Origin of the sequence: Kitasatospora sp. NPDC088351 (assembly GCF_040685575.1) — a bacterium.
GTDB lineage: Bacteria > Actinomycetota > Actinomycetes > Streptomycetales > Streptomycetaceae > Kitasatospora.
Genome location: NZ_JBFBIL010000007.1, coordinates 12,969 through 34,089 on the forward strand (window position 1 = coordinate 12,969; position 21,121 = coordinate 34,089).

Below are 21,121 nucleotides of genomic sequence, written 5' to 3' on the forward strand. Positions count from 1 at the left end.
GTCGGCCACCGCCGCGGACGGACTGTTCGTCAGCCTGCGTACGAGGCGGTGCGGCGGGCCGTCGCGGGGTCGCGCTCGTCCGCCGAGTCGTAGCCCACGAAGTAGGCCGGGCGGGCCTGCGCCGCCGAGTAGATCCGGCCGACGTACTCACCGAGCAGACCCATGCAGACGAGCTGCACGGCGCCGAGGAACAGCATGCCGATGAACAGCGAGGACCAGCCGGGCACGGTCTTGCCCAGCGCGTACTCGACCGTGGTGTAGATGCCCAGGGCGAAGCAGAGCACGAAGCTCAGCAGACCGAGCCAGGTGGCGAGCCGCAGCGGGCTGGCGGAGAAGTTGGTGATGCTGTCGATGGCCAGGCGGACCATCTTGGAGAGCGGGTAGTGGGTGCTGCCGGCCACCCGCTCCTCGCGCACGTAGACGACCTCGCCGCTGGGGAAGCCCAGCCACGGCACCAGCAGGCGGTAGACCGGCTGGTGCTCGGGCAGCGCCTTGAGCGCGTCCACGGCGGCCCGGCTGAGCAGGCGGAAGTCACCGGCCTGGTTGGGCATGTTCTTGCCGACGAGCTTGCGCATCAGCCAGTAGTAGGCGCCGGCCGTACGCCGCTTGAAGAAGGTGTCGGTACCGCGGTCGCCGCGCACGCCGTAGACGATGTCGAGGTTCTGCTCGCGGGCGAGCGAGAGCATCTCGGGGATCTTCTCCGGCGGGTCCTGCAGGTCCGCGTCGATGGAGACGACGTAGTCGCCGAAGGCGCGGTGGATACCGGCGGTGAGCGCGGCCTGGTGCCCGGAGTTGCGCGCGAAGCGGACGATCCGGAACTCCGGCCAGTCCTGGTGGATCTTCTGCATGAGCGCCGGGGTGGCGTCGGTGCTGCCGTCGTCGATGCCGACGACCTCGTAGTCGATCCCCAGCTCGTCCAGGATCGGACGCAGCCGCTGGACGGTCAGGGGCAGCGCCTCCTGCTCGTTGTAGATCGGCATCACGACCGACAACAGCGGCGTCGGCCGGCCGGCCGACGCGTCTTCCTGTGCTGCTGCGTTGAACATCGTTGCTCGCCTGTCCCCATGTATCCGAGAGCGACCGAAGGGGCGCGGACCGGCCGGGACGACCCACCGGCTGGAATCCTTCTCCCTCCGCACCCGGAGGATCGCGGACAGCAGCGAGGGAGAGCCCAATGAGCGGCCAGGATAGCAGCACGATCTGGCCACCCTCCCAACAGGCCCTTTACCTGATGCACACCGGCCGATCAGGCCCGACACGCCGAAGGGCCCCGCACACCCGGAAGTGTGCGGGGCCCTTCGGCTCGCCTGTGCGGTACAGGCAGGTCTAGAGCATCAATTACTTGATGATCTTGGTGACCTGGCCGGCGCCGACGGTGCGGCCACCCTCACGGATGGCGAACTTCAGGCCCTCCTCCATGGCGATCGGCTGGATCAGCACGACCGTCATGGCGGTGTTGTCGCCCGGCATGACCATCTCGGTGCCCTCGGGGAGGGTCACAACGCCGGTCACGTCCGTGGTACGGAAGTAGAACTGCGGGCGGTAGTTGTTGAAGAACGGGGTGTGACGGCCACCCTCGTCCTTCGACAGGATGTACGACTGGGCCTCGAACTCGGTGTGCGGGGTGACCGAACCGGGCTTGATGATGACCTGGCCGCGCTCGACGTCCTCGCGCTTGATGCCACGGAGGAGCAGACCGACGTTCTCACCGGCCTGGCCCTCGTCGAGCAGCTTGCGGAACATCTCGATGCCGGTGACCGTGGTGGTGGTCTTGGTCTCCTTGATGCCGATGATGTCGACAGTCTCGTTGACCTTGAGGATGCCACGCTCGATACGACCGGTGACGACGGTGCCACGACCGGTGATCGTGAAGACGTCCTCGATCGGCATCAGGAACGGCTGGTCCACGGCGCGGGCCGGGGTCGGGATGGCCTCGTCGACCGCGTGCATCAGGCCGAGGAGCTTCTCGCCCCACTCCTTGTCGCCCTCCAGCGCCTTCAGCGCGGAGACGCGGACGACCGGCAGGTCGTCGCCCGGGAACTCGTACTCGGAGAGCAGCTCACGGACCTCGAGCTCGACGAGCTCCAGGATCTCCTCGTCGTCCACCATGTCGGCCTTGTTCAGGGCGACAACGATGTAGGGGACGCCGACCTGGCGGGCCAGGAGCACGTGCTCCTTGGTCTGCGGCATCGGGCCGTCGGTGGCGGCGACGACGAGGATCGCACCGTCCATCTGGGCCGCACCGGTGATCATGTTCTTGATGTAGTCCGCGTGACCGGGGCAGTCGACGTGGGCGTAGTGACGCGCCTCGGTCTGGTACTCGACGTGCGCGATCGAGATGGTGATACCGCGCTGCCGCTCCTCCGGCGCCTTGTCGATCTGGTCGAACGGCGTGAAGGGGTTGATCTCCGGGTACGCGTCGTGCAGCACCTTGGTGATGGCCGCGGTAAGGGTCGTCTTACCGTGGTCGATGTGACCGATGGTGCCGATGTTGACGTGGGGCTTCGTCCGCTCGAACTTCGCCTTCGCCACTGCAGTCCTCCTGAGGACAGTTCTGTACGCCGTGCTGACGTCAGTTGGTCTTTGATCGGGTTGGGTACGGGGTGCCGGTGGGCACCCCATGCCGTCCCGCGGGTGGGGGCCGGAGGCCCCCGGGAGAATCCGACCGGATTCTCCCGGGTTGCCTCCTAATAGCCTAAGGGTTCGCAAACATCCCGAATGTCGGGACGTTACTCGCCCTTGGCCTTGGCGATGATGTCGTCCGCCACGTTCCGCGGAACCTCGGCGTACGAGTCGAACTGCATCGAGTAGCTCGCGCGACCGGAGGTCTTGCTGCGCAGGTCACCGACGTAGCCGAACATCTCGGAGAGAGGCACCAGCGCCGAAACGACGCGGGCACCGTGACGCTCGTCCATGGACCGGATCTGGCCACGGCGAGAGTTGATGTCGCCGATCACATCGCCCATGTAGTCCTCGGGCGTGGTGACCTCGACGGCCATCATCGGCTCCAGGAGGGCCGGACCGGCCTTCTTGGCGCCTTCCTTGAAGGCCATCGAACCGGCGATCTTGAACGCGAGCTCGGAGGAGTCGACGTCGTGCGCGGCACCGTCGAGCAGCGTGACGCGGACACCCTGCAGCGGGTAGCCGGCGAGCACACCGAACTCCATGGCCTCCTGGCAGCCGGCGTCGACCGAGGGGATGTACTCCCTCGGCACGCGGCCACCGGTGACCTTGTTCACGAACTCGTAGCCCTCGCCGGACTCGATCGGCTCGATCGCGATCTGGATCTTCGCGAACTGGCCGGAGCCACCGGTCTGCTTCTTGTGCGTGTAGTCGATACGCTCGACGGCCTTGCGGATCGTCTCGCGGTACGCGACCTGCGGCTTGCCGACGTTGGCCTCGACCTTGAACTCACGGCGCATACGGTCGACCAGCACCTCGAGGTGCAGCTCGCCCATACCCGCGATGATGGTCTGGCCGGTCTCCTCGTCCGTGTTGACCTGGAAGGAGGGGTCCTCCTCCGCGAGACGCTGGATGGCGACACCCAGCTTCTCCTGGTCACCCTTGGACTTGGGCTCGATCGCGACGCGGATGACCGGGGCCGGGAAGTCCATGGACTCCAGGATGACCGGGTTCTTCTCGTCGGACAGCGTCTCACCGGTGGTGGTCTGCTTCAGGCCCATGACGGCGATGATGTCGCCGGCGCCCACCGACTCGATCTCCTCACGCTTGTTCGCGTGCATGCGGTAGATCTTGCCGATGCGCTCCTTCTTGCCCTTGACGGCGTTCAGCACCGAGGTGCCGGACTCCAGGCGGCCCGAGTAAACCCGGACGAAGGTGAGCTTGCCGAGGTGCGGGTCCGACATGATCTTGAACGCGAGCGCGGCGAGCGGCTCGTCGTCCGAGGCCTTGCGGGAGATCTTGACCGTGTCGTCACCGGGCTTGGTGCCCTCGATGGACTCGATGTCCAGCGGCGACGGCAGGTACTTGACGACCGCGTCGAGCAGGGGCTGAACGCCCTTGTTCTTGAACGCGGTACCGCAGAAGATCGGCGTGAAGGCCGACTCCAGGGTGCCCTTGCGGATCGCGGCGTAGAGCAGCTCCTCGGGGACGTCCTCGCCCTCCATGGCGAGCTCCATCACCTCGTCGCTGACGTTCGACACGGTGTCGAGCAGCGCCTCGCGGTACTCGTCGGCCTGCTCCTGCAGCTCGGCCGGGATGTCGACGATGTCGTACATCTCGCCCTTGGCGGCCTCGGCGGACCAGACCAGCGCCTTCATACGGACAAGGTCGACAACGCCCTTGAAGTCCGCCTCGGCACCGATCGGGAGCTGCATCACCAGCGGGGTCGCGCCGAGGCGCTCCACGATGGTGTCGACGCAGAAGAAGAAGTTCGCGCCCGTGCGGTCCAGCTTGTTGATGAAGCAGATGCGCGGGACGCCGTAGCGGTCAGCCTGCCGCCACACGGTCTCGGACTGGGGCTCGACACCGGCGACACCGTCGAACACCGTCACCGCACCGTCGAGGACGCGCAGCGAACGCTCCACCTCGACGGTGAAGTCGACGTGACCCGGGGTGTCGATGATGTTGATGGTGTTGTCGACGTCGTCGACCGTCCAGTGACAGGTCGTCGCGGCCGACGTGATCGTGATGCCGCGCTCCTGCTCCTGCTCCATCCAGTCCATGGTGGCAGCGCCATCGTGGACCTCACCGATCTTGTACGAGACACCGGTGTAGAACAGGATCCGCTCGGTGGTGGTGGTCTTGCCCGCGTCGATGTGCGCCATGATCCCGATGTTGCGGACCCTGGCGAGGTCAAGGGAGGTTGCAGCCATGGTGGCTCGTTCTCTCTCTGTCTAGTGACGGGGTAGGGACTACCAGCGGTAGTGCGCGAAGGCCTTGTTGGACTCGGCCATCTTGTGGGTGTCCTCGCGACGCTTCACGGAAGCGCCCAGGCCGTTGCTGGCGTCGAGGATCTCGTTCATCAGGCGCTCGGTCATGGTCTTCTCGCGACGGGCGCGGGAGTAACCGACCATCCAGCGCAGCGCCAGGGTGCTGGCGCGGCCCGGACGGACCTCGACCGGGACCTGGTAGGTCGCGCCACCGACACGGCGGGACTTGACCTCGAGGGCCGGCTTGACGTTCTCCAGCGCGCGCTTCAGCGTCACGACCGGGTCCGAGCCGGTCTTCTCACGAACGCCCTCGAGGGCGCCGTAGACGATCCGCTCGGCGGTGGAGCGCTTGCCGTGCAGCAGGATCTTGTTGACCAGCTGGGTGACGACCGGGGAGCCGTAAACCGGGTCGATGATGACCGGGCGCTTCGGGGCGGGGCCCTTACGAGGCATTCTTACTTCTCCTTCTTGGCGCCGTAGCGGCTGCGAGCCTGCTTGCGGTTCTTGACACCCTGGGTGTCAAGCGAACCGCGGATGATCTTGTAGCGGACACCAGGAAGGTCCTTCACACGACCACCGCGCACCAGCACGATGGAGTGCTCCTGCAGGTTGTGGCCCTCGCCCGGGATGTAAGCGGTGACCTCGATCCCGCTGGTGAGGCGCACACGGGCGACCTTACGAAGCGCCGAGTTCGGCTTCTTCGGGGTGGTCGTGTACACACGCGTGCAGACCCCGCGACGCTGGGGCGAGCCCTTCAGCGCGGGAGTCTTGTTCTTCTCGACCTTGTCCTGCCGGCCCTTTCGGACCAGCTGCTGGATCGTAGGCACCGTTTCTCCGTTTTCTGTGTGCCAAGGCTTGGTGGAACTAACCTGTGGTGTTCCCTCACACACGGCCCCGTGGTCGACCCACGCGGTCGGGTGTGTTGGGCTTATTCCGACACGGAATCCCATGAGCTGATGTACAGCGACGGCGCTCAACGCGCGGGGCGCTGGAAGGCGCTCCGGCTCGGCGCGGCGACCGGTGTGCATGCACGCACAAGGACCCGGGGACACCCCAGGCACAAGGTCAGAGCGTACCTAGCGCATGGAGCTCGGTCAAAACAAATGCAACGCCGCAGGTCGCGGCCGTCGGCCGGATGTCGCGGGGATGTCCCGCGAGCGGACGTCCGGTGTCGGACCGCCTACCTGCCGCTCTACCACAGTCCGGAGCCCGTCGCCACCGCAGCCGCCTCCCACCGCCCGGGGCGGGGTGCCGTCAGTACGATCCGGAGCCGCCGCCACCGCTGAAGAAGATCCCCGCGAGGAGCAGCAGGGTCCAGCCGGCGACCGAGAGCCATCCCAGCACCAGGCCGGTGACGGCCATGCCGTCGCCCTCCTCCTGCCGGACGGACAGCTGCCTCTTGGCGATGTGCCCGCAGATCACGGCGGGCAGGCCGGTCATCCCCATCGTCGGCAGGGTCAGCACGCCGAGCACCAGGGATGCCACCGCGGCGCCGTTGGTGCGGCGCGGCGGCGGAGGCAGGAAGGTCGGCGGGACCACCGGGGCCGGTGCGCCCATCGGCGTCAGCATCGGCGTCACCATCGGACCGGACGGGAGATCGGCCACCAGCCGGGCCAGCTCGCCGTAGGTCTGCGCGCCGCTCGCCGCCTCGAAGCGCTGCCCGTACTCGTCCGCGGAGAGCCGGCCCTCGGCGAAGGCGGCCTTCAGCACGTCGATCGTGCGGTCGCGGTCCGTGTGCGCCGCCCGCATCGCCGACTGCGGCGTGGGCGCGGGCTGCCAGGACCCGGCGTACGGCTTGGCCGGCACCTGCGGCGGCCGACCGCCGTACCCGGGGCCCTGCTCGCCCCACGGCTGAACGGCCATCCGCCACCTCCCGACGCCCCGGCGCGCCGCGCGCGCTCACCGACCTTCATAGTGCAGGACGAACGGGGGTCCTGAGTAGTTGCCACTTTTCCCGACGAGCATGTGGCGCGCTCACACCGGTCGGGCGAGGGACCGTCACTTCGGCCTTCATCCGTTCGGCCCAGACCCGCCGAAGATCGCCCACCCGGGCGACAGTCCGCCCGGGCAATGGCAGGCTGGCCTGGACCGCAGCCCTACCACCGAACAGAGAAGGCCGCCATGCAGGCGTCAGCACCGCCGCCGTTCCCCGCCCCCGTGTCCAGCACCCCCGCCGCCGTCAGCATCCGGGGGCTGTGGAAGCGCTTCGGCAGCCAGGCCGCCGTGGCCGGGCTGAGCCTGGAGCTTCCGGCCGGCGCGTTCATCGGGCTGGTCGGCCCGAACGGCGCCGGCAAGACCACCACCCTGTCGATGGTCACCGGCCTGCTCCGGCCCGACCAGGGCACCGTCCTGGTGCACGGCGCCGACGTCTGGGCCGACCCGGTCGCGGTCAAGGCCAGGATCGGCATCCTGCCCGAGGGCCTGCGGATGTTCGAGCGGCTCAGCGGCCGTGAACTGCTCCAGTACAACGGCCGGCTGCGCGGCCTGCCCGGCGCGGAGGTGGACCGCCGCGCCGAGGAGCTGCTCGCCGTCCTGGACCTGGCCGGCGACGCCGACAAGCTGGTCGCCGACTACTCCACCGGCATGCGCAAGAAGATCGGCCTGGCCGCCGCGCTGCTGCACAACCCCGACGTGCTCTTCCTCGACGAGCCCTTCGAGGGCGTCGACCCGGTCTCCGCCCAGACCATCCGCGGCGTGCTCAAGCGGTACGCGGCGGCCGGCTCCACCGTCGTGTTCTCCAGCCACGTCATGGAGCTCGTCGAGCAGCTCTGCGACTGGGTCGCCGTCATCAACGCCGGCCAGGTGATCGCCCAGGGCCCGCTGGACACCGTCCGCGGCGAGCGCAGCCTGCACGAGTCGTTCCTCGCGCTGATCGGCGTACGCGAGGACGACGGGCAGGCGCTCGGCTGGCTCGGGGGCGGGCAGTGAGCGGCGTGGCCGGCGTGACCGGCGGGATACGCGAAGCCCGCACCCCGGTGCCCGACGGGCGCGCGGTGGTCCGCGCCCTCGTCTCGCTCAAGCTCCGGCTGCTCCGCAACGGCCTCCGGCGCAGCCCCGGGCGGGCCGCCGTCTACATCATCGGCGCGGTGCTCGGCCTGCTGCTCTCCGCCCTGATCGCGCTGGGCATGGTGCTGCTGAACGGCCACCGCGGCGCCGGCGACGCGGGCGTGATGCTGGTCGGCGCGCTCGCCATCGGCTGGGCCGCGCTGCCGCTCTTCCTGTTCGCCAGCGACGAGAGCGCCGACCCGACCCGGCTCACCATGCTGCCGCTGCGCCCCGGTCCGCTGCTGCGCGGCTCCGTACTGGCCGCGCTGATCGGCCCCGGGCCACTGGTCTCCCTGGTGCTGGTCACCGGCGCGGCCCTGTCCGGCGCGAACGGCGCCGCCTCGGCGGTGGCCGCGGTGGTGGGCGTCCCGCTCGCGGTGGTCAGCCTGGTGACGCTGTCCCGCTCGGTGGCGGCCGGCAACGCCCGGCTGCTCTCCAGCCGGCGCGGCAAGGACTTCGCGATCTTCGGCGGGCTGCTCTTCGCGCTGCTGATCCAGATCGCCAACATCGGCTCCCAGAGCGTCTTCGGCAAGACCGGCGAGCACGGCCTCGACCTCAGCCCGCTGGCGTCGATCGCCTCCGTGCTGCGCTGGGTGCCGCCCGTCGGGGCGGTGGACGCCGCCCGCACCGCCGGCGAGGGGCGGTACGGGCTCGCCGTGCTCCAGCTGGCCTCCACCGCGGTGCTGCTGGCGCTGCTGCTGCGCTGGTGGCGCGGCAGCCTCCAGCAGCTGATGGTCACCGCGGACGCCTCCACCCTGGAGGTGGCGCGCGGCGTACGGGCCTCGCGCGGCTGGGGCTTCCTGCCCGAGGGCCGGACCGGCGCGGTGATGCAGCGTCACCTGCGCTACGCCTGGCGGGAGCCGCGGGCCAAGGCCGCCGTGTTCACCAGCATCGGGATGGCGCTGGTGCTCTGCGTGCTGTCGGTGATCCAGGGCTGGTCGAGCGTCTACCTGGTGGCGATGGCCGGGATGTTCCTCGGCCTGCAGATGCTCAACCTGTTCGGCATGGACGGCTCGGCGTTCTGGATGGTCGCCGCCACCCTGCGCACCCCCGCCGACGCCCGGGACGAGCTGCGCGGGCGGGCGTACGCGGTGCTCTCCTACGCGCTGCCGGTCACCGTGCTGCTCGCGGTGGCGCTGGCCGCCGTCACCGGCGACTGGGCCGGCCTGGCCCCCGCGCTCGGTCTCGCGCTGGCCCTGCTCGGCTGCGGCATCGCGCTGGGCTCCGTCCTGAGCGTGCTGGCGCCGTACACCATGCCCGCCGACAGCAACCCGATGCGCAACGCCGCCCCCGGCCAGGGCGGGCTGGTGATGCTCAACAGCTTCGGCTCGGTGTTCGGTGCGACGCTGCTCTGCCTGCCGGTCACCGGCTACCTCGGCTGGGCCCTGATCACCGACGGCCCCGCCTGGCCGGTCCTGCTGCTCGGGCCGCTCTACGGAGCCCTGGTCGCCGTCCTCGGCATCCGGCTGGCCGCCGGCCGGCTGCTGGAGCGCGGCCCGGAGATCCTCGCCAAGGCCGTCGAGCGCTGAGCCCGTCCCGCTGAAGCGTCCGCCGGAGCGCCCGGTCCCCGCGGTGGGGCCGGGCGCTCCGGCATCATGGGCGGGAGAGCCGGCCCGGTCACGGGACCGGGCGTGACGAGGACGGGACACACCGTGGGCAAGCGCAGGCAGCACGGCGGGGCCGGGGCGAACGGGAGCGCCGGGCCGTTGCTGGACCAGGCGCTGCGGGCGGTGCTGACGGCACCGGAGGACGGGCTGGATCTCGCGCTCGACACCGGGGCCTCGCTGCTGGCCGCCTCGGCCGGGCAGTGGCCGGCGGTGAGCCGGGCGCTGCTGGGCCACGCGGACACGGCGGTCGGGCGGTGCTGGTCGGCCGGGTGGCGCCCGGCGGACCTGACCCGGGTGGTGCGGCGGGAGCTGAAGCCGGTCCATCTGGCGCTCGCGGTGGACCTGATCGCCGCCGAGGGCCGACGCCACCCGGCGGCCGCGCTGGACCGGCGCTGGCAGGAGCAGCTGCGCGAGCTGGAGACCGAGGCCTGGTGGCCGGACGACGAGGCGTACCTCGCCGCCTTCGCCCACCGGCACCGGCTGGACCGCTTCGCGCTGGCCACCGCCGCACTGGAGCTGCTGCGGACCTGGGGCCGGCTGCCGCCGATCGCCCCGGTCGGCCCGGCGCCCGGGCAGGCGCCCCGGGTGGAACACCGGGCGCGGCGCCCGGTGCCGGGCGAGCCGCGGATGCTGTCGCGGATCCGGGCGCTGCTGGCGAAGGCCGAGTCCACCGAGTACCCGGAGGAGGCCGAGGCGCTGACCGCCAAGGCCCAGCAGCTGATCGCCCAGCACAGCATCGACGAGGCGCTGCTGGCCGTCAGCGCCGACCGGGACGCCCCGGCGTCGCTGCGGATCGGCGTGGACAACCCGTACGAGAGCCCGAAGGCGATGCTGCTGGACGCGGTGGCGGCGGCGAACCGGTGCCGGGTGGTGTGGGCGAAGGAGTTCGGCTTCTGCACCATCATCGGCTTCGACGGCGACCTGGACGGCGTCGAACTGCTGTACACCTCGCTGCTGGTGCAGGCCACCGCGGCCATGAACAGGTCGGGCGCCCGCCAGCACCTGGACGGCGCCTCGCGGACCAAGGCGTTCCGGCAGTCCTTCCTGGTGGCGTACGCGGCGCGGATCCGCGAGCGGCTGACCGCCGCCACCGAGCAGGCCACCAGCGCCGCGGCGGCCGGGCGGCACCTGCGCGAGGACGGCACCGAGGAGCAACTGGTGCCCGACGAGCGGCTGCTGCCGGCGCTGGCGGCCCGCTCGGAGGCGGTGGACCAGGAGGTCGGGCGGATGTTCCCGAAGCTGGTCTCGCAGCGGGTGCGGGTGAGCGACGGCGAGGGCTGGGCGGCCGGGCGGGCGGCCGCCGACCGGGCCGCCCTGCACGGCCGGGCCGGGGAGATCCGCGGCTAGGCCGTGGGGCCGGGCCTGATAGAACGGAATCCGTTGCGAACGAGGGGGACCGACGATGACGGAGTCGGGGTACACAGACCGGGTGCGCGGGGCGCTGCTCGGCGGGGCGGTCGGGGACGCTCTCGGCTGGCCGGTGGAGTTCCAGCAGCTCTACCAGATCCGGGAGCGGTACGGCCCGGCCGGGGTGACCGGGCTGCCAGCCGGCGGCCGGGTCGCCGAGGTCACCGACGACACCCAGATGACGCTGTTCACCGCCGAGGGGCTGATCCGCGGCTTCGTCCGGGGCTGGACGGGCGGCGGCGGCTCGGTGCCGGAGGCCGTCCACGGTGCCTACCGGCGCTGGCTGCTGACGCAGCAGCAGGACGCGCCCGACCCCGGTCCACTCCCCCGCCCGTACGACGGCTGGCTGCTGCGCGAGCCGTTCCTGTACGCGCGGCGGGCCCCGGGCAACGCCTGCCTGAGCGGGGTGTCGCAGTACCCGGAGTTCCCGGCGCCGGTTGCGTTCGGGCAGCCGGGGCCGGTCAACGCGCACTCCAAGGGGTGCGGCACGGTGATGCGCTCGGCGCCGTTCGGGCTGGCCCGGCTGGGCGTCGAGCAGTCCTTCGGACTGGCCGCCCAGTGCGCGCAGCTCACCCACGGGCACCCGACCGGCTATCTGGCGGCGGGCGCCTTCGCGGCGCTGGTCGAGCGGCTGGCGGACGGGGTCGAGCCGTGGACGGCGGTCGGGCGGACCATCGAGCAGACCGGCACCTGGCCGGGCGCCGAGGAGACGGTCCGGGCGCTGCACCGGGCGGTGCGGGTGGCCGAGGAGGGCGAGCCGTCGGCGGACGCGGTGGAGCGGGTCGGACTCGGCTGGATCGCCGAGGAGTGCCTGGCCATCGCGGTGTACTGCCTGCTGGCCGCGGCCTCCGGGCCGGACCGGGCCCGGGCGGCGCTGCTGCTGTCGGTGAACCACTCCGGGGACAGCGACTCGACCGGCGCGGTCTGCGGCAACCTGGTCGGCGCGGCGTACGGCGCCTCGGCCCTGCCGGCGGAGTGGACCGAGGCGGTCGAGGGCCGGGAGACGCTGCTGCGGGTCGCCGACGACCTGGTGGTGCTGTTCGGCAGCCGGGAGCCGGCCCACCCGGCGCTCGGCGGGCGCTACCCGGCCGGGTGAGCCGGCGCCCGGTCACCCGGCCTGCGGGTCGGTGACCTGGCCGAGGAAGAGCGGCCGGCCGGTCGTGGTGTCCCGGACCAGGAACAGGAACGGCCGGTCGATGTGCAGCTCGACGGCCTGCCGCGGGGCCTGCGCGGCCGTTGCCACCACGCCCACGCCGCTGCCCGCGGCGGCCACCGTGCCCTCCTCGTCCACCTGGACGGTGGCCTTCTGCACCACCGTGCCGACCCTCAGCGACTCGTGCGCCCCCGGCCCGGTGAGGCCGCTGAGGTCGGCCGCGTCGAAGGCCGCCGCCACGCCGAGCGCGCGCAGCGCGGGCACCAGGTCGTCGGCGGTGTCGAAGCGGAAGCGCGGCAGGGTCAGATCGACCGGCCGTTCGGCGAGCGCGCCGAGGATCGTGTCGAGCTGGGCCTGGTCCAGACCCTTGGCGAAGGCCGCGAAGCCGCCCTGCGCCGGCACCACCAGATCCATCGCCAACCCGCCATCCTCATAGGGGAGTTCGACGGCCTGCCAGGGTTCCCCGAGGATGCCGCCGGAGCCCTCGGCATAGCGGAAGGTGCCGGTCTGGCCCATCGTGCCGACGTTCGGCGCGGAGCCGTCCAGCCGGTGGAACGGCCGGTCGGAGGTGTGCGCGGCCTTGAACGGCGAGGCCCACTTCGCCTTGAGGTAGAGCGCGTCGGTGAGCGCCAGCCTGGTGTCCGAGGTGATCGCGCCCTTCCCGAAGAGGTCCTTGATCCGCCCCTCGGTCGCCTTCTCCACGGCCGCGTTGACAGTCCTGCGGGAGCCGTCCGGGTCCTTGGCGAAGTCGGTGGTGTGGACGCCGGTGTCGAAGGCGGCGGCGAGGGTGCGCAGGTAGTCCTGGCCGAGCGGGAAGCCCTGCTGGGCCCAGAGCGCGTCGGACTGGCGCAGGGTCAGGCCGTCGGTCGGCGGGACACGGCGGTTGAGGGCGCCGGTGGCGAGCGCGTACTGCTCCGGGGCGAGGTCGGTGTGCAGGACCCTGGCGAGTTCGTCGGCGGTGGCGCCGCGGGCGCCGGGCAGCAGCATGGCGAGCGCGGTGGCCAGGCCGGACGGGGAGAGCACGAGGTTGCGGCCGGCCTGGTCGGGGGCCGCGGTGAGGGTGTGCAGAAGGTCCAGGCCGAAGGCGCTGGTGGCGGTGGCGGTGGCGGCGACCCGGGCGGGGTCGACGGGCGCCGGGGTCTCGGGCGCCGAGACCCGGACGACCACGGGGTCGGCGGCGCCGGTGCTGCCGCAGCCGGTGAGCAGCGACGCGGCGAGCGCGGCGGTGAGCAGCAGCGCCGCCGGGCCGCGGGAGCTGCGGGCGGCGGGCGGGCGGCCGTCGCGGTGGAGACGGCGGTGGCTGCGATTGCGGCTGGTGCGGCTCGTCATGGCGGTTCGACGCGGCACCGGCCCGAGCGGTTCCGCCACGCCCTTTCCGGCGGCCCGGACCTCGGTCGGCCCGGGTCTCCCGGCGGCCCGGGCCTCTCGGGGCCTCAGACCTCGACCAGCAGTTCCTCCAGCCCGCGGATCACATAGCCCGGGCGCCACTCGGGCTCGCGGACCAGCCGCAGACCCGGCGCCCGGCGCAGCAGCGCGCCGTACGACTCGGTGAGCTCAAGTCTGGCAAGGGGAGCGCCCAGACAGAAGTGGATTCCGGCGCCGAAGGTGATGTGCGGGTTGTCGGCGCGGCCGAGGTCGAGCCGGTCGGGGTCGGCGAAACGCTCCGGGTCGCGGTTGGCGGAGCCGAAGAGCAGCGCGATCTCGGAGCCGCGCGGGATGGTCACCCCGCGCACCTCGATGTCCTCCAGCACCCAGCGCTCGAACATCTGCAGCGGGGTGTCCCAGCGCATCAGCTCCTCGACGGCGGTGGGCAGCAGTTCGTCCACCGAGCCGCGCAGCCGGGCGAGTTCGTCCGGGTTGCGGAAGAGCGCCCACCAGCCGTTGCCGGTGGTGTTGACGGTCGCCTCGTGGCCGGCGTTGAGGAGGAGCACGCAGGTGGAGATCATCTCCTGCTCGCTGAGCGCGTCCGAGCCCTCCTGGGCCTGGATCAGCGCGCTGATCAGGTCGGAGCCGGGGGCGGTCCGGCGCTCGCGGATCAGGGTCCGCAGGTAGTCGGAGAACTCGATGCTCGCCGTGACGGCCCGGCGGGCGGCCTCCTCGGTGGGGTTGAGTTCGAACATGCCGGTGATGTCGGCGGACCACGGCCGCAGCAGGTGCCGGTCGGACGTCGGCACGCCCAGCATCTCGGCGATCACCGCGACCGGCAGCGGCTCGGCGACGGCGCTGATCAGGTCCCCGCCGCCGGCCGCGAGCAGCCCGTCCACCAGCTCCCCCGCCAGCCGCTGGACGGTCGGCCGCAGCCCCTCGACCATGCGCGGGGTGAACGCCTTGGACACCAGCCGGCGGATCCGGGTGTGGTCCGGGGCCTCCAGGTCGAGCAGCCCGTGGTCGTTGAGGGTGTGGAACGGCTCGTGCGCCGGGTCGGGCACGGGCCGGCCGAACTCCTCGTGGGTGAACCGGTGGGTGTACGTGCGCCCGAGCCGCCGGTCCCGCAGCAGCGCGCTGACATCCTCGAAGCGCGACACCAGCCACTGCCCGGTCGGCTCGTAGTACGTCACCGGTGCCTGCTCGCGCAGCTCGGCGTACGCGTCGTACGGATGGGCCACGAACGCCGCCGACCAGGGGTCGAACTTCGCCGTCGTCGTCATTGCTCGATCACTCCAGGCTGTGAGGGGAAGCCGGAAGGATTATCGTACGCATGCGGCCGGTTCGCCCCGGGGCCCACCCGGTCAGACCGATCCGGCCAGCAGCCGCCGGACCAGCGCCGGGAGGGCGATGGAGATCGGCTCACGGACCACCTCGGCGGCGGCCTCGTCGAACGGGGTCGGCTCGCCGTTGACCACGATCAGACGGGCGCCGGACTCGACGGCGATCTGCGGGAGGGCGGCCACCGGGTAGACCTGGAGGCTGGTGCCGACCGCGACGAAGAGGTCGCAGGCCCTGGCGATGGCGTCGGCCTGCTGGAGCACCACCGGATCCAGGGCCTCGCCGAACATCACCGTGCGGGGCTTGAGCACCCCGCCGCACTCCTGGCAGGCGGGATCCGGCTCGCCCGCCGCGACCCGCTCCAGCGCCTCGGCCATCGACCCGTGGACCCCGCAGCGCACACACTGCACCTCCCGTGCGGTGCCGTGCAGTTCGAGCACCTTGCGGGCGGGCAGACCGGCCCGCTGGTGCAGGCCGTCGACGTTCTGGGTGAGCACCCGCACCGGCAGGCCGCCGCGCTCCAGCTCGACCAGCGCCCGGTGGCCGGCGTTGGGCTCGGCGGCGAGCGCGCCCGCGTCCCGGCGCATCAGCCAGGCCCGCCGGCGCACCTGCGGATCGGTCAGGTAGGGGCCGATGGTGACCAGCTCCTGGGCGGCCGGGTCGCGCTGCCAGAGGCCGTTCGGACCGCGGTAGTCGGGGATGCCGGAGTCGGTGGAGATGCCGGCACCGGTGAGCACGGCGATCAGCGGGCGCTTCGCGTTCATGCCCCGGACGGTACGGGCACCCGCGCCGCGGCCGCCACCGGAAATCCGGATGCGCCGCGTCAACTCCCGTCGCACACCGGCCCGTCAGCGCCTTCCCGGGGTGAGGGTGCCGCGGCTGGAGAACGGGCCTCGCTCAGGAAAGGAGGAAATGTGTGCCCGGGAAAACCCCGGCGCCATCCGCGCCCGTTCCGAAACGGCTTCGGAAGCCGAGAGCGAGTTGGGACCGCAGACACCGCCCCACCCGCCCGGAAATGCCGAAGGGCCCGGAGGCGAAATGCCTCCGGGCCCTTCAGTGCAGTAGCGGGGACAGGATTTGAACCTGCGACCTCTGGGTTATGAGCCCAGCGAGCTACCGAGCTGCTCCACCCCGCGTCGGTAAACCCGACTCTACGCTACTTCGGCCGGGAAACCGAATCGGTTTCCCCGGGCCCCTCGGGCCGCACCGGGCAGCCGGGCGAAACACCGCCGGACGGGGGCGATTTACGCCATTCACCGACGAGCCGGCCCGGTAGCGAGTAGCTTGTTTGACCGCGCTCAACCTGCCGAAGCGAGATCACGTCGGGGGCTTCAGCCATGGTCAACACGCCTGCCAGCGTGGCCGTTCAGCAGTCCGACGGCCACCGGCCCGGATCGGGGCGGAGCCTCGACGACCGGGTGCCCTTCCTCGCCCGGCTGGAACAGGCCGAGCGGACCGCTCTGCTCTCCCTGGGCCGGCGGCTCCGGTACCCGCCCCGGTCCACCGTGATCAGGCAGGAGGAGCCGTCCGACCACGTGCTGCTCATCCTGCACGGGTGGCTCAAGGTCACCGCGGCGGCGCCCAACGGCTACGAGGCGCTGCTCGCGCTGCGCGGCCCCGGCGACATCGTCGGCGAGTCCGCCGCCCTCAGCGGGCGGCCCCGCGCCGCCACGGTGACCACCCTGGAACCGGTGGAGGCGGTGGCGGTCGACCGGACCACGTTCACCGCCCACCTGCAGCGGGCCCCGGCAACGGCCCTCCAGTTGCTGGCGCTCTCCACCGACCGCCTCCGCACCGCGGACCGCCGGCGGCTGGACTTCGCCTCGCTCAGCGTGAGTGAGCGGCTTTCGGACCTGCTGCTGGAGCTGGCCCGCACCCACGGGAGCCCGACCGACGAAGGCATTCTCATCACCGTCCCGCTCAGCCAACAGGAGCTGGCCGGCTCGGTCGGAGCCTCCCGGGAGGCCGTCGCCCGGCTGCTCAGGTCGCTACGCGACCGGGGGGTGGTGATCACCCGTCGCCGCTCCCTCGTCATCGCCCGGCCCGACGTCCTCCGGCGCAGCGGCCAATTCGGCTGACCGACGGGCGGGTTCTGTGCACACGGTCACAGAGCGAGTACGTCATCCGCCCTCACGCCGAACGGCGGTGTCCCCGCAGGCTGGTGCCCGAGGACAACCCGAGAGGCAACCATGACCGAGTCGGTGAACCGCACCATCCTGCTGTTCGACATCGAGAAGTTCGGCAGGCGCGACGATGTCGAACAGGCCTTCATGCGCCGCATGCTCTACTCCGTGCTGCACGAGACCCTTCGGAGCGCGGGGGTCGAGCCGACCGAGCAGCGCCTGGAGGACCGCGGGGACGCGGTGATGGTGCTGATCAGCCCCACCGTGCCGAAGGCGCGGCTGCTGCGGGCCCTTCTCACCGAGACGCCCGCCCTGCTGCGGAGCAACAACCGGCTGGCGGCCGCCAGCGCCCGGGTACGGCTGCGGACCGTGCTGGCCGCCGGTGAGGTCGCGGTGCAGGAACTGGGCGGCGCCCTCGGCGGCGCGGTCGGCTGGGATCTCAACCAGGCGTTCCGGCTGCTGGACTCCGACGCCCTGCGGGAGGCGCTCGCGCTCGGCGACGGCCAGAGCGTGCTCTGCGTGTCCGACACGGTGTACCAGGGAATCGTCCGGCACGGCCACCACGGCGTTCCCGCCGGGGAGTTCCGCCGGATCACCACCGAGGGCAAGGAGGGTCCGCTCACCGCCTGGCTGCACGGGAACCGGGCGGGGGCCGCCCTCGCCTCCGCAACCGGCCGGGAGCCCAGCCCCGCCGAGCCCGCCCCCGCCGAATCCAGCCCTGCCGAGCCCGCCCCCGCCGAGCGCACCGCCGGCCGGGCGGCGGCCGGCGGCATCCAGTTCCTCGGCGGAGCCCCCTCCTTCGGCGGCAGCCTGGTCGCCGGCGACCAGCACATCGTCTCCGGCGGACAGGTGCACGGCGATGTGAACATCGGCACTCCCCGCCCCGACGGTGACCGATGACCGCCGCCCAGCCGGCGGGCGAAGCCCCCCAGCCGGCCGCCGCCTCCGCCGACCAAGAGCCGGCCCAGCCCGCCGAGGAGCAGCCGGAACCGCAGGAAGCCCCGCCCGAGCAGCCGCAGAACGCCTGGGAGGCCGCCCAGGAACTGCTGGAGCACGCGCCGGAGAGCTTCACCGGCCAGGGCTACTTCTTCACCGGCGGGACACCGCACTTCGGTGGCGGCCTGGTCGGCGGCGACCAGCACACCGTGTCCGGCGGACAGGTGCACGGTGACGTCGTCACCGGCCAGAAGACGACGATCTACCAGATCGGCGCTCGGATCGGCGCCGCCTTCGGCACCCCCCTGCACGGTTCCGGCGAGGTACCCGCCCCCGAACTGGACGCCCTGGAAAGCGTCTTCCAGGACGGCCCGGCGTTCCCGGCGGCCCTCGACATGCTGCGCGAAGCCCGGGTCCTGGTCCTGGCAGGCCGGAGCGACAGCGGCCGCCGGTCGGCCGCTCTGATGCTGCTCCACCGGCTGGGCGCCCGCCGGATCCGCAGCCTCGACCCCGACGTCTCGCCCTCGTCCCTGCTCACCGGCGTCGAACGGGCCGACGGGTATCTGCTGGCCGACTACACCACGCCGCGCAGCCGGCCGTTCCGCCCGCACCACCTGCTCCGGCTGCGGGAGTACCTGGACAGGGAGAAGAGCTATCTGGTGATCACCGTCGCCAGGTCCGCGTCCTTCCGGGAGCTGGCACCGCTCGACTGGGAGCCCCCTGCCCCGGAGGACGTCCTGGCAGCCCACCTGCGTGGCCTGCTGGCCGGCGCGCCGGCCGAGCGGATCACCGGGCTCCTCTCCCTGCCGCCGGTCCTGGAGTTCCTCGCCAAGACCCGTCCGATCAGGGAACTCGCCGAGTTCGCCGCGCCGTTGGCCGGCTGCGCCACCGAGGCCGACGACCAGCCCGGCCTCGCCGAGTTCGGCCAGGGGGTGGTCCAGGAACAGGTCGGCCGCTGGTTCGGGGACCCTGACCTCCCGCTCCGCGAGAAGGCGTTCCTGCTCTCACTGGCCGTCTTCGACCACGCCCCGTACGCGCTCACCGCGGAACTCTCCGACCAACTGTTCCGCCGGCTCGAAGCCATCGACGCACCGGGGCGGAAGGAGGGCATCCCGCCGTTCGGCAATTCGATCGAGGAGCGGCTGGCGCTGGCCAGGGCCGAGCTGACCGAGGAGAACGAGCAGACCCCCTGGGGCCCGGTGCCCCAGCGGATGGCCTCCTTCGCGGACCACCGGACCTCGCACACCCTGCTGCGCGAGACCTGGATCAGCCACCCCTCCGCCCGGCCCGCCATCCTCGGCTGGCTCAACGCGCTGGCCACCGACCCGCGGCCGCTGGTCCGGACCCGGGTGGCCTCCGCCGCGGCCCTGCTCGCCTCCGTCGACCTCTCCTCGGCCATGGGCCGACTGCTCGGGCCCTGGTCCGAGTCGAAGGACTTCCGGCTCTGTCTGCAGGCGGCCAACACCCTCGCGCTCGCCTACTACGCGGGCACGGCGGCCGTCCCGCGCATCCTGCACGACTGGTGCCAGGACGACAACGCGCGCCGCCGCTGGAGCGCCATCCGCGGCTACGCGCTGCTCGGCCACCTCCTGCCGGCCCAGGCCCTGGAGGCGTTCGCCCTCGCCGCCGACCGGCTGACGGAGGACGAACTCACCGAACTCGCCGAGGAGGTGAAGCTCGGGGACCGGCCCCAGCCGTCCGAACACCCCACCGGGTACCAGGCGCTGGGCCTGGTCGAGGCGGCCGAGCTGCTCATCCTCTCCCCCGCCGGCCCCGAGGCCCTCGCCGCGCTGGTCCGGTGGCTGTCCGGCCCCCCTCAGCTGCGGCAGCTGGCACTCGCCGTCTTCCTGACCGCCGCCCAGCGCACCGAGGGTGAGCAGGACCCGGCCGGGCGGCCCCTGCTGCTCGGCTGGTACGCCGAGAGCCACCGGCCCGAACCGGGCGAGGCGGTGGAAGTCACCACCCTTCCGGGCCAGGACGGACCGGCGGCGGTCCGGACACTGCTGACCGTCCTGTGGCGGACCGCGCTCGCCGACCGGAGCTACGGCCCGGCCGCCCTGCGGGTCCTGCGCGGCTGGCTGTTCAGCGCTCTCCCGCTGCCCGAGGTCGAGGCCGAACTCGCCGACCTGCTCGCCGCACTCACCGTCACCGACCGCGACCGGCTGCGGCTCAGCCACCTCCTCCGGACCACGCGCGACGGCCTCGGCACCGACGGCACCGGCGCCGTGGACCGGCTGCTGCTCAACCTCAGCCCGCACTGATCCGCCCTCGACCCAGGAGCACCAGCGCATGCCGGAGCACCACCGACCCCACGCCGCGGCGGGCCACGCCACCCCGCTGACCGACCCCGTCCTGACCGTCCGCCCGCTGGGCAGGTCGGTCGGCCTGACCCGGCGGCTGGCCACCCAGGCCGACAGCGCACTGGTCCTCTCCACCGCCAAGGGCGGCTACCAGGTCTACCTCCCGCCGCATCGCCCCGGCCTCACCGATCTGGTCGGCCGCGCCTACCAGGCGGCGTACGAGGTGGATCTCGCCGTCCACCACCTCCGTCTCACCGAGCGGCTCCCCGGCCAGGACGACGTCGGCGCCTTCGAGGCCGTCGTCGACGTCGACTGGCAGGTGTCGGCCGCCGAACGCGTCGTCATGAGCCGGATCCGCGACGTCCCGGCCCTGCTCGCCCCCCGGATCCGGCAGCGGATGCGCGTCACCGCCCGCACGCTCGCCACCGACCTCAGCGGCGAGGCCGAACTGGCCGTCCAGCGGGCGCTCGACGAGCAGCCGCTCGCCGACACGGAGGGGCTCCGGGTGACCTGCGCCGTCCGGCTGGACCTCGACCCGGCCGCCCAGGCCCAGAAAGAACTGCTCCGCAGCTACCACTTCAGCCGGCAGGCCCACCCGCTCGCCCTGCGCCAGGTCCAGGAGGAGAACGAGATCCTCGCCGCGAAGTCGAAGTTCTACCAGTACCACCTGGAAGAGGGCGGGGTGGCCGCCTGGGCCCTCCAGCTCGCCCAGCACCCGGACGACCTGCCGCGGGCGCTCGAACACCTCCGCGGTGAGCAACAGGACCTGGTCCGCAACCAGATCCATCTGGTCGAAAAGCTGCTGGGCCAGGGCACCTTCGAGCAGTTCCAGCTGGAGGACTCCTCCCGGGCCGCGCTGGAGGCGATCACCGCCATCCTCCGCCAGGCTCCCGGCTCCGGCGTCACCCCGGAGCTGGGCACCGGACCGGCCGCTCCGTACCCGAACTGACCT

Annotated in this window: 17 protein-coding genes and 1 tRNA gene; 8 read left to right on the forward strand and 10 right to left on the reverse strand. The window is 72.1% G+C overall.

Features of this window, described 5'->3' with window-relative positions; genetic code table 11:
* Positions 1-29: 29 nt before the first annotated feature.
* The 6 genes from AB0P06_RS07505 to AB0P06_RS07530 form a co-directional block, all read right to left on the reverse strand.
* Positions 30-1,046 carry a glycosyltransferase family 2 protein gene (locus AB0P06_RS07505; RefSeq protein ID WP_363605825.1) on the reverse strand — a complete coding sequence of 339 codons (1,017 nt, stop codon included), beginning with the start codon at positions 1,044-1,046 and terminating at the stop codon, positions 30-32.
* Positions 1,047-1,338: 292 nt separating this feature from the next.
* Positions 1,339-2,532: an elongation factor Tu gene (gene tuf, locus AB0P06_RS07510; protein WP_363605826.1), complete on the reverse strand. Its 1,194-nt coding sequence runs from the start codon at positions 2,530-2,532 to the stop codon at positions 1,339-1,341.
* Positions 2,533-2,729: 197 nt separating this feature from the next.
* The gene (fusA, locus tag AB0P06_RS07515) at positions 2,730-4,835 is read right to left on the reverse strand and encodes an elongation factor G (RefSeq protein WP_363605827.1); all 2,106 of its coding nucleotides are present in this window, start codon (positions 4,833-4,835) and stop codon (positions 2,730-2,732) included.
* Positions 4,836-4,874: 39 nt separating this feature from the next.
* A complete protein-coding gene (gene rpsG / locus AB0P06_RS07520; protein WP_030055803.1) occupies positions 4,875-5,345 on the reverse strand; it encodes a 30S ribosomal protein S7 in 471 nt (156 codons plus the stop codon).
* A 2-nt stretch (positions 5,346-5,347) separates the two neighbouring features.
* Positions 5,348-5,719 carry a 30S ribosomal protein S12 gene (gene rpsL / locus AB0P06_RS07525; protein WP_014144289.1) on the reverse strand — a complete coding sequence of 124 codons (372 nt, stop codon included), beginning with the start codon at positions 5,717-5,719 and terminating at the stop codon, positions 5,348-5,350.
* Positions 5,720-6,146: 427 nt separating this feature from the next.
* Positions 6,147-6,755, reverse strand: coding sequence for a DUF1707 and DUF4190 domain-containing protein (locus tag AB0P06_RS07530; RefSeq protein ID WP_363605828.1), 609 nt, complete (start codon positions 6,753-6,755; stop codon positions 6,147-6,149).
* Between the two features lie 258 nt (positions 6,756-7,013).
* Between AB0P06_RS07530 and AB0P06_RS07535 the strand changes: the two genes are divergently transcribed.
* From AB0P06_RS07535 to AB0P06_RS07550, 4 genes are all read left to right on the forward strand, one after another.
* Positions 7,014-7,820: an ABC transporter ATP-binding protein gene (locus AB0P06_RS07535; protein ID WP_363605830.1), complete on the forward strand. Its 807-nt coding sequence runs from the start codon at positions 7,014-7,016 to the stop codon at positions 7,818-7,820.
* Positions 7,817-9,466, forward strand: coding sequence for a transporter (locus AB0P06_RS07540; protein ID WP_363605831.1), 1,650 nt, complete (start codon positions 7,817-7,819; stop codon positions 9,464-9,466). Before AB0P06_RS07535 ends, AB0P06_RS07540 begins: the two co-directional genes overlap by 4 nt.
* A gap of 123 nt (positions 9,467-9,589) precedes the next feature.
* A complete protein-coding gene (locus AB0P06_RS07545) occupies positions 9,590-10,891 on the forward strand; it encodes a DUF2786 domain-containing protein (protein ID WP_363605832.1) in 1,302 nt (433 codons plus the stop codon).
* A 55-nt stretch (positions 10,892-10,946) separates the two neighbouring features.
* Positions 10,947-12,047: an ADP-ribosylglycohydrolase family protein gene (locus AB0P06_RS07550; protein ID WP_363605833.1), complete on the forward strand. Its 1,101-nt coding sequence runs from the start codon at positions 10,947-10,949 to the stop codon at positions 12,045-12,047.
* Between the two features lie 12 nt (positions 12,048-12,059).
* Here AB0P06_RS07550 and AB0P06_RS07555 read toward each other — a convergent pair whose 3' ends face one another.
* The 4 genes from AB0P06_RS07555 to AB0P06_RS07570 form a co-directional block, all read right to left on the reverse strand.
* Positions 12,060-13,433, reverse strand: coding sequence for a serpin family protein (locus AB0P06_RS07555; RefSeq protein WP_363605834.1), 1,374 nt, complete (start codon positions 13,431-13,433; stop codon positions 12,060-12,062).
* A 104-nt stretch (positions 13,434-13,537) separates the two neighbouring features.
* Positions 13,538-14,752 carry a cytochrome P450 gene (locus tag AB0P06_RS07560; protein WP_363605835.1) on the reverse strand — a complete coding sequence of 405 codons (1,215 nt, stop codon included), beginning with the start codon at positions 14,750-14,752 and terminating at the stop codon, positions 13,538-13,540.
* 81 nt (positions 14,753-14,833) lie between these two features.
* Entirely contained in the window at positions 14,834-15,574 is a 741-nt protein-coding gene (locus tag AB0P06_RS07565; protein ID WP_363605837.1) for an NAD-dependent deacylase, read from the reverse strand.
* 298 nt (positions 15,575-15,872) lie between these two features.
* A tRNA-Met gene (locus tag AB0P06_RS07570) sits at positions 15,873-15,946 on the reverse strand.
* 201 nt (positions 15,947-16,147) lie between these two features.
* Between AB0P06_RS07570 and AB0P06_RS07575 the strand changes: the two genes are divergently transcribed.
* From AB0P06_RS07575 to AB0P06_RS07590, 4 genes are all read left to right on the forward strand, one after another.
* On the forward strand, positions 16,148-16,888 hold the full coding sequence (locus AB0P06_RS07575; protein WP_363605839.1) for a Crp/Fnr family transcriptional regulator: 741 nt from the start codon (positions 16,148-16,150) through the stop codon (positions 16,886-16,888).
* 111 nt (positions 16,889-16,999) lie between these two features.
* Positions 17,000-17,833 carry a hypothetical protein gene (locus AB0P06_RS07580; protein ID WP_363605840.1) on the forward strand — a complete coding sequence of 278 codons (834 nt, stop codon included), beginning with the start codon at positions 17,000-17,002 and terminating at the stop codon, positions 17,831-17,833.
* Positions 17,830-20,130, forward strand: coding sequence for a hypothetical protein (locus tag AB0P06_RS07585; RefSeq protein ID WP_363605841.1), 2,301 nt, complete (start codon positions 17,830-17,832; stop codon positions 20,128-20,130). The genes AB0P06_RS07580 and AB0P06_RS07585 overlap by 4 nt, the downstream gene beginning before the upstream one ends.
* Positions 20,131-20,158: 28 nt before the next feature.
* Entirely contained in the window at positions 20,159-21,118 is a 960-nt protein-coding gene (locus AB0P06_RS07590) for a hypothetical protein (protein WP_363605842.1), read from the forward strand.
* Positions 21,119-21,121: the final 3 nt, after the last annotated feature.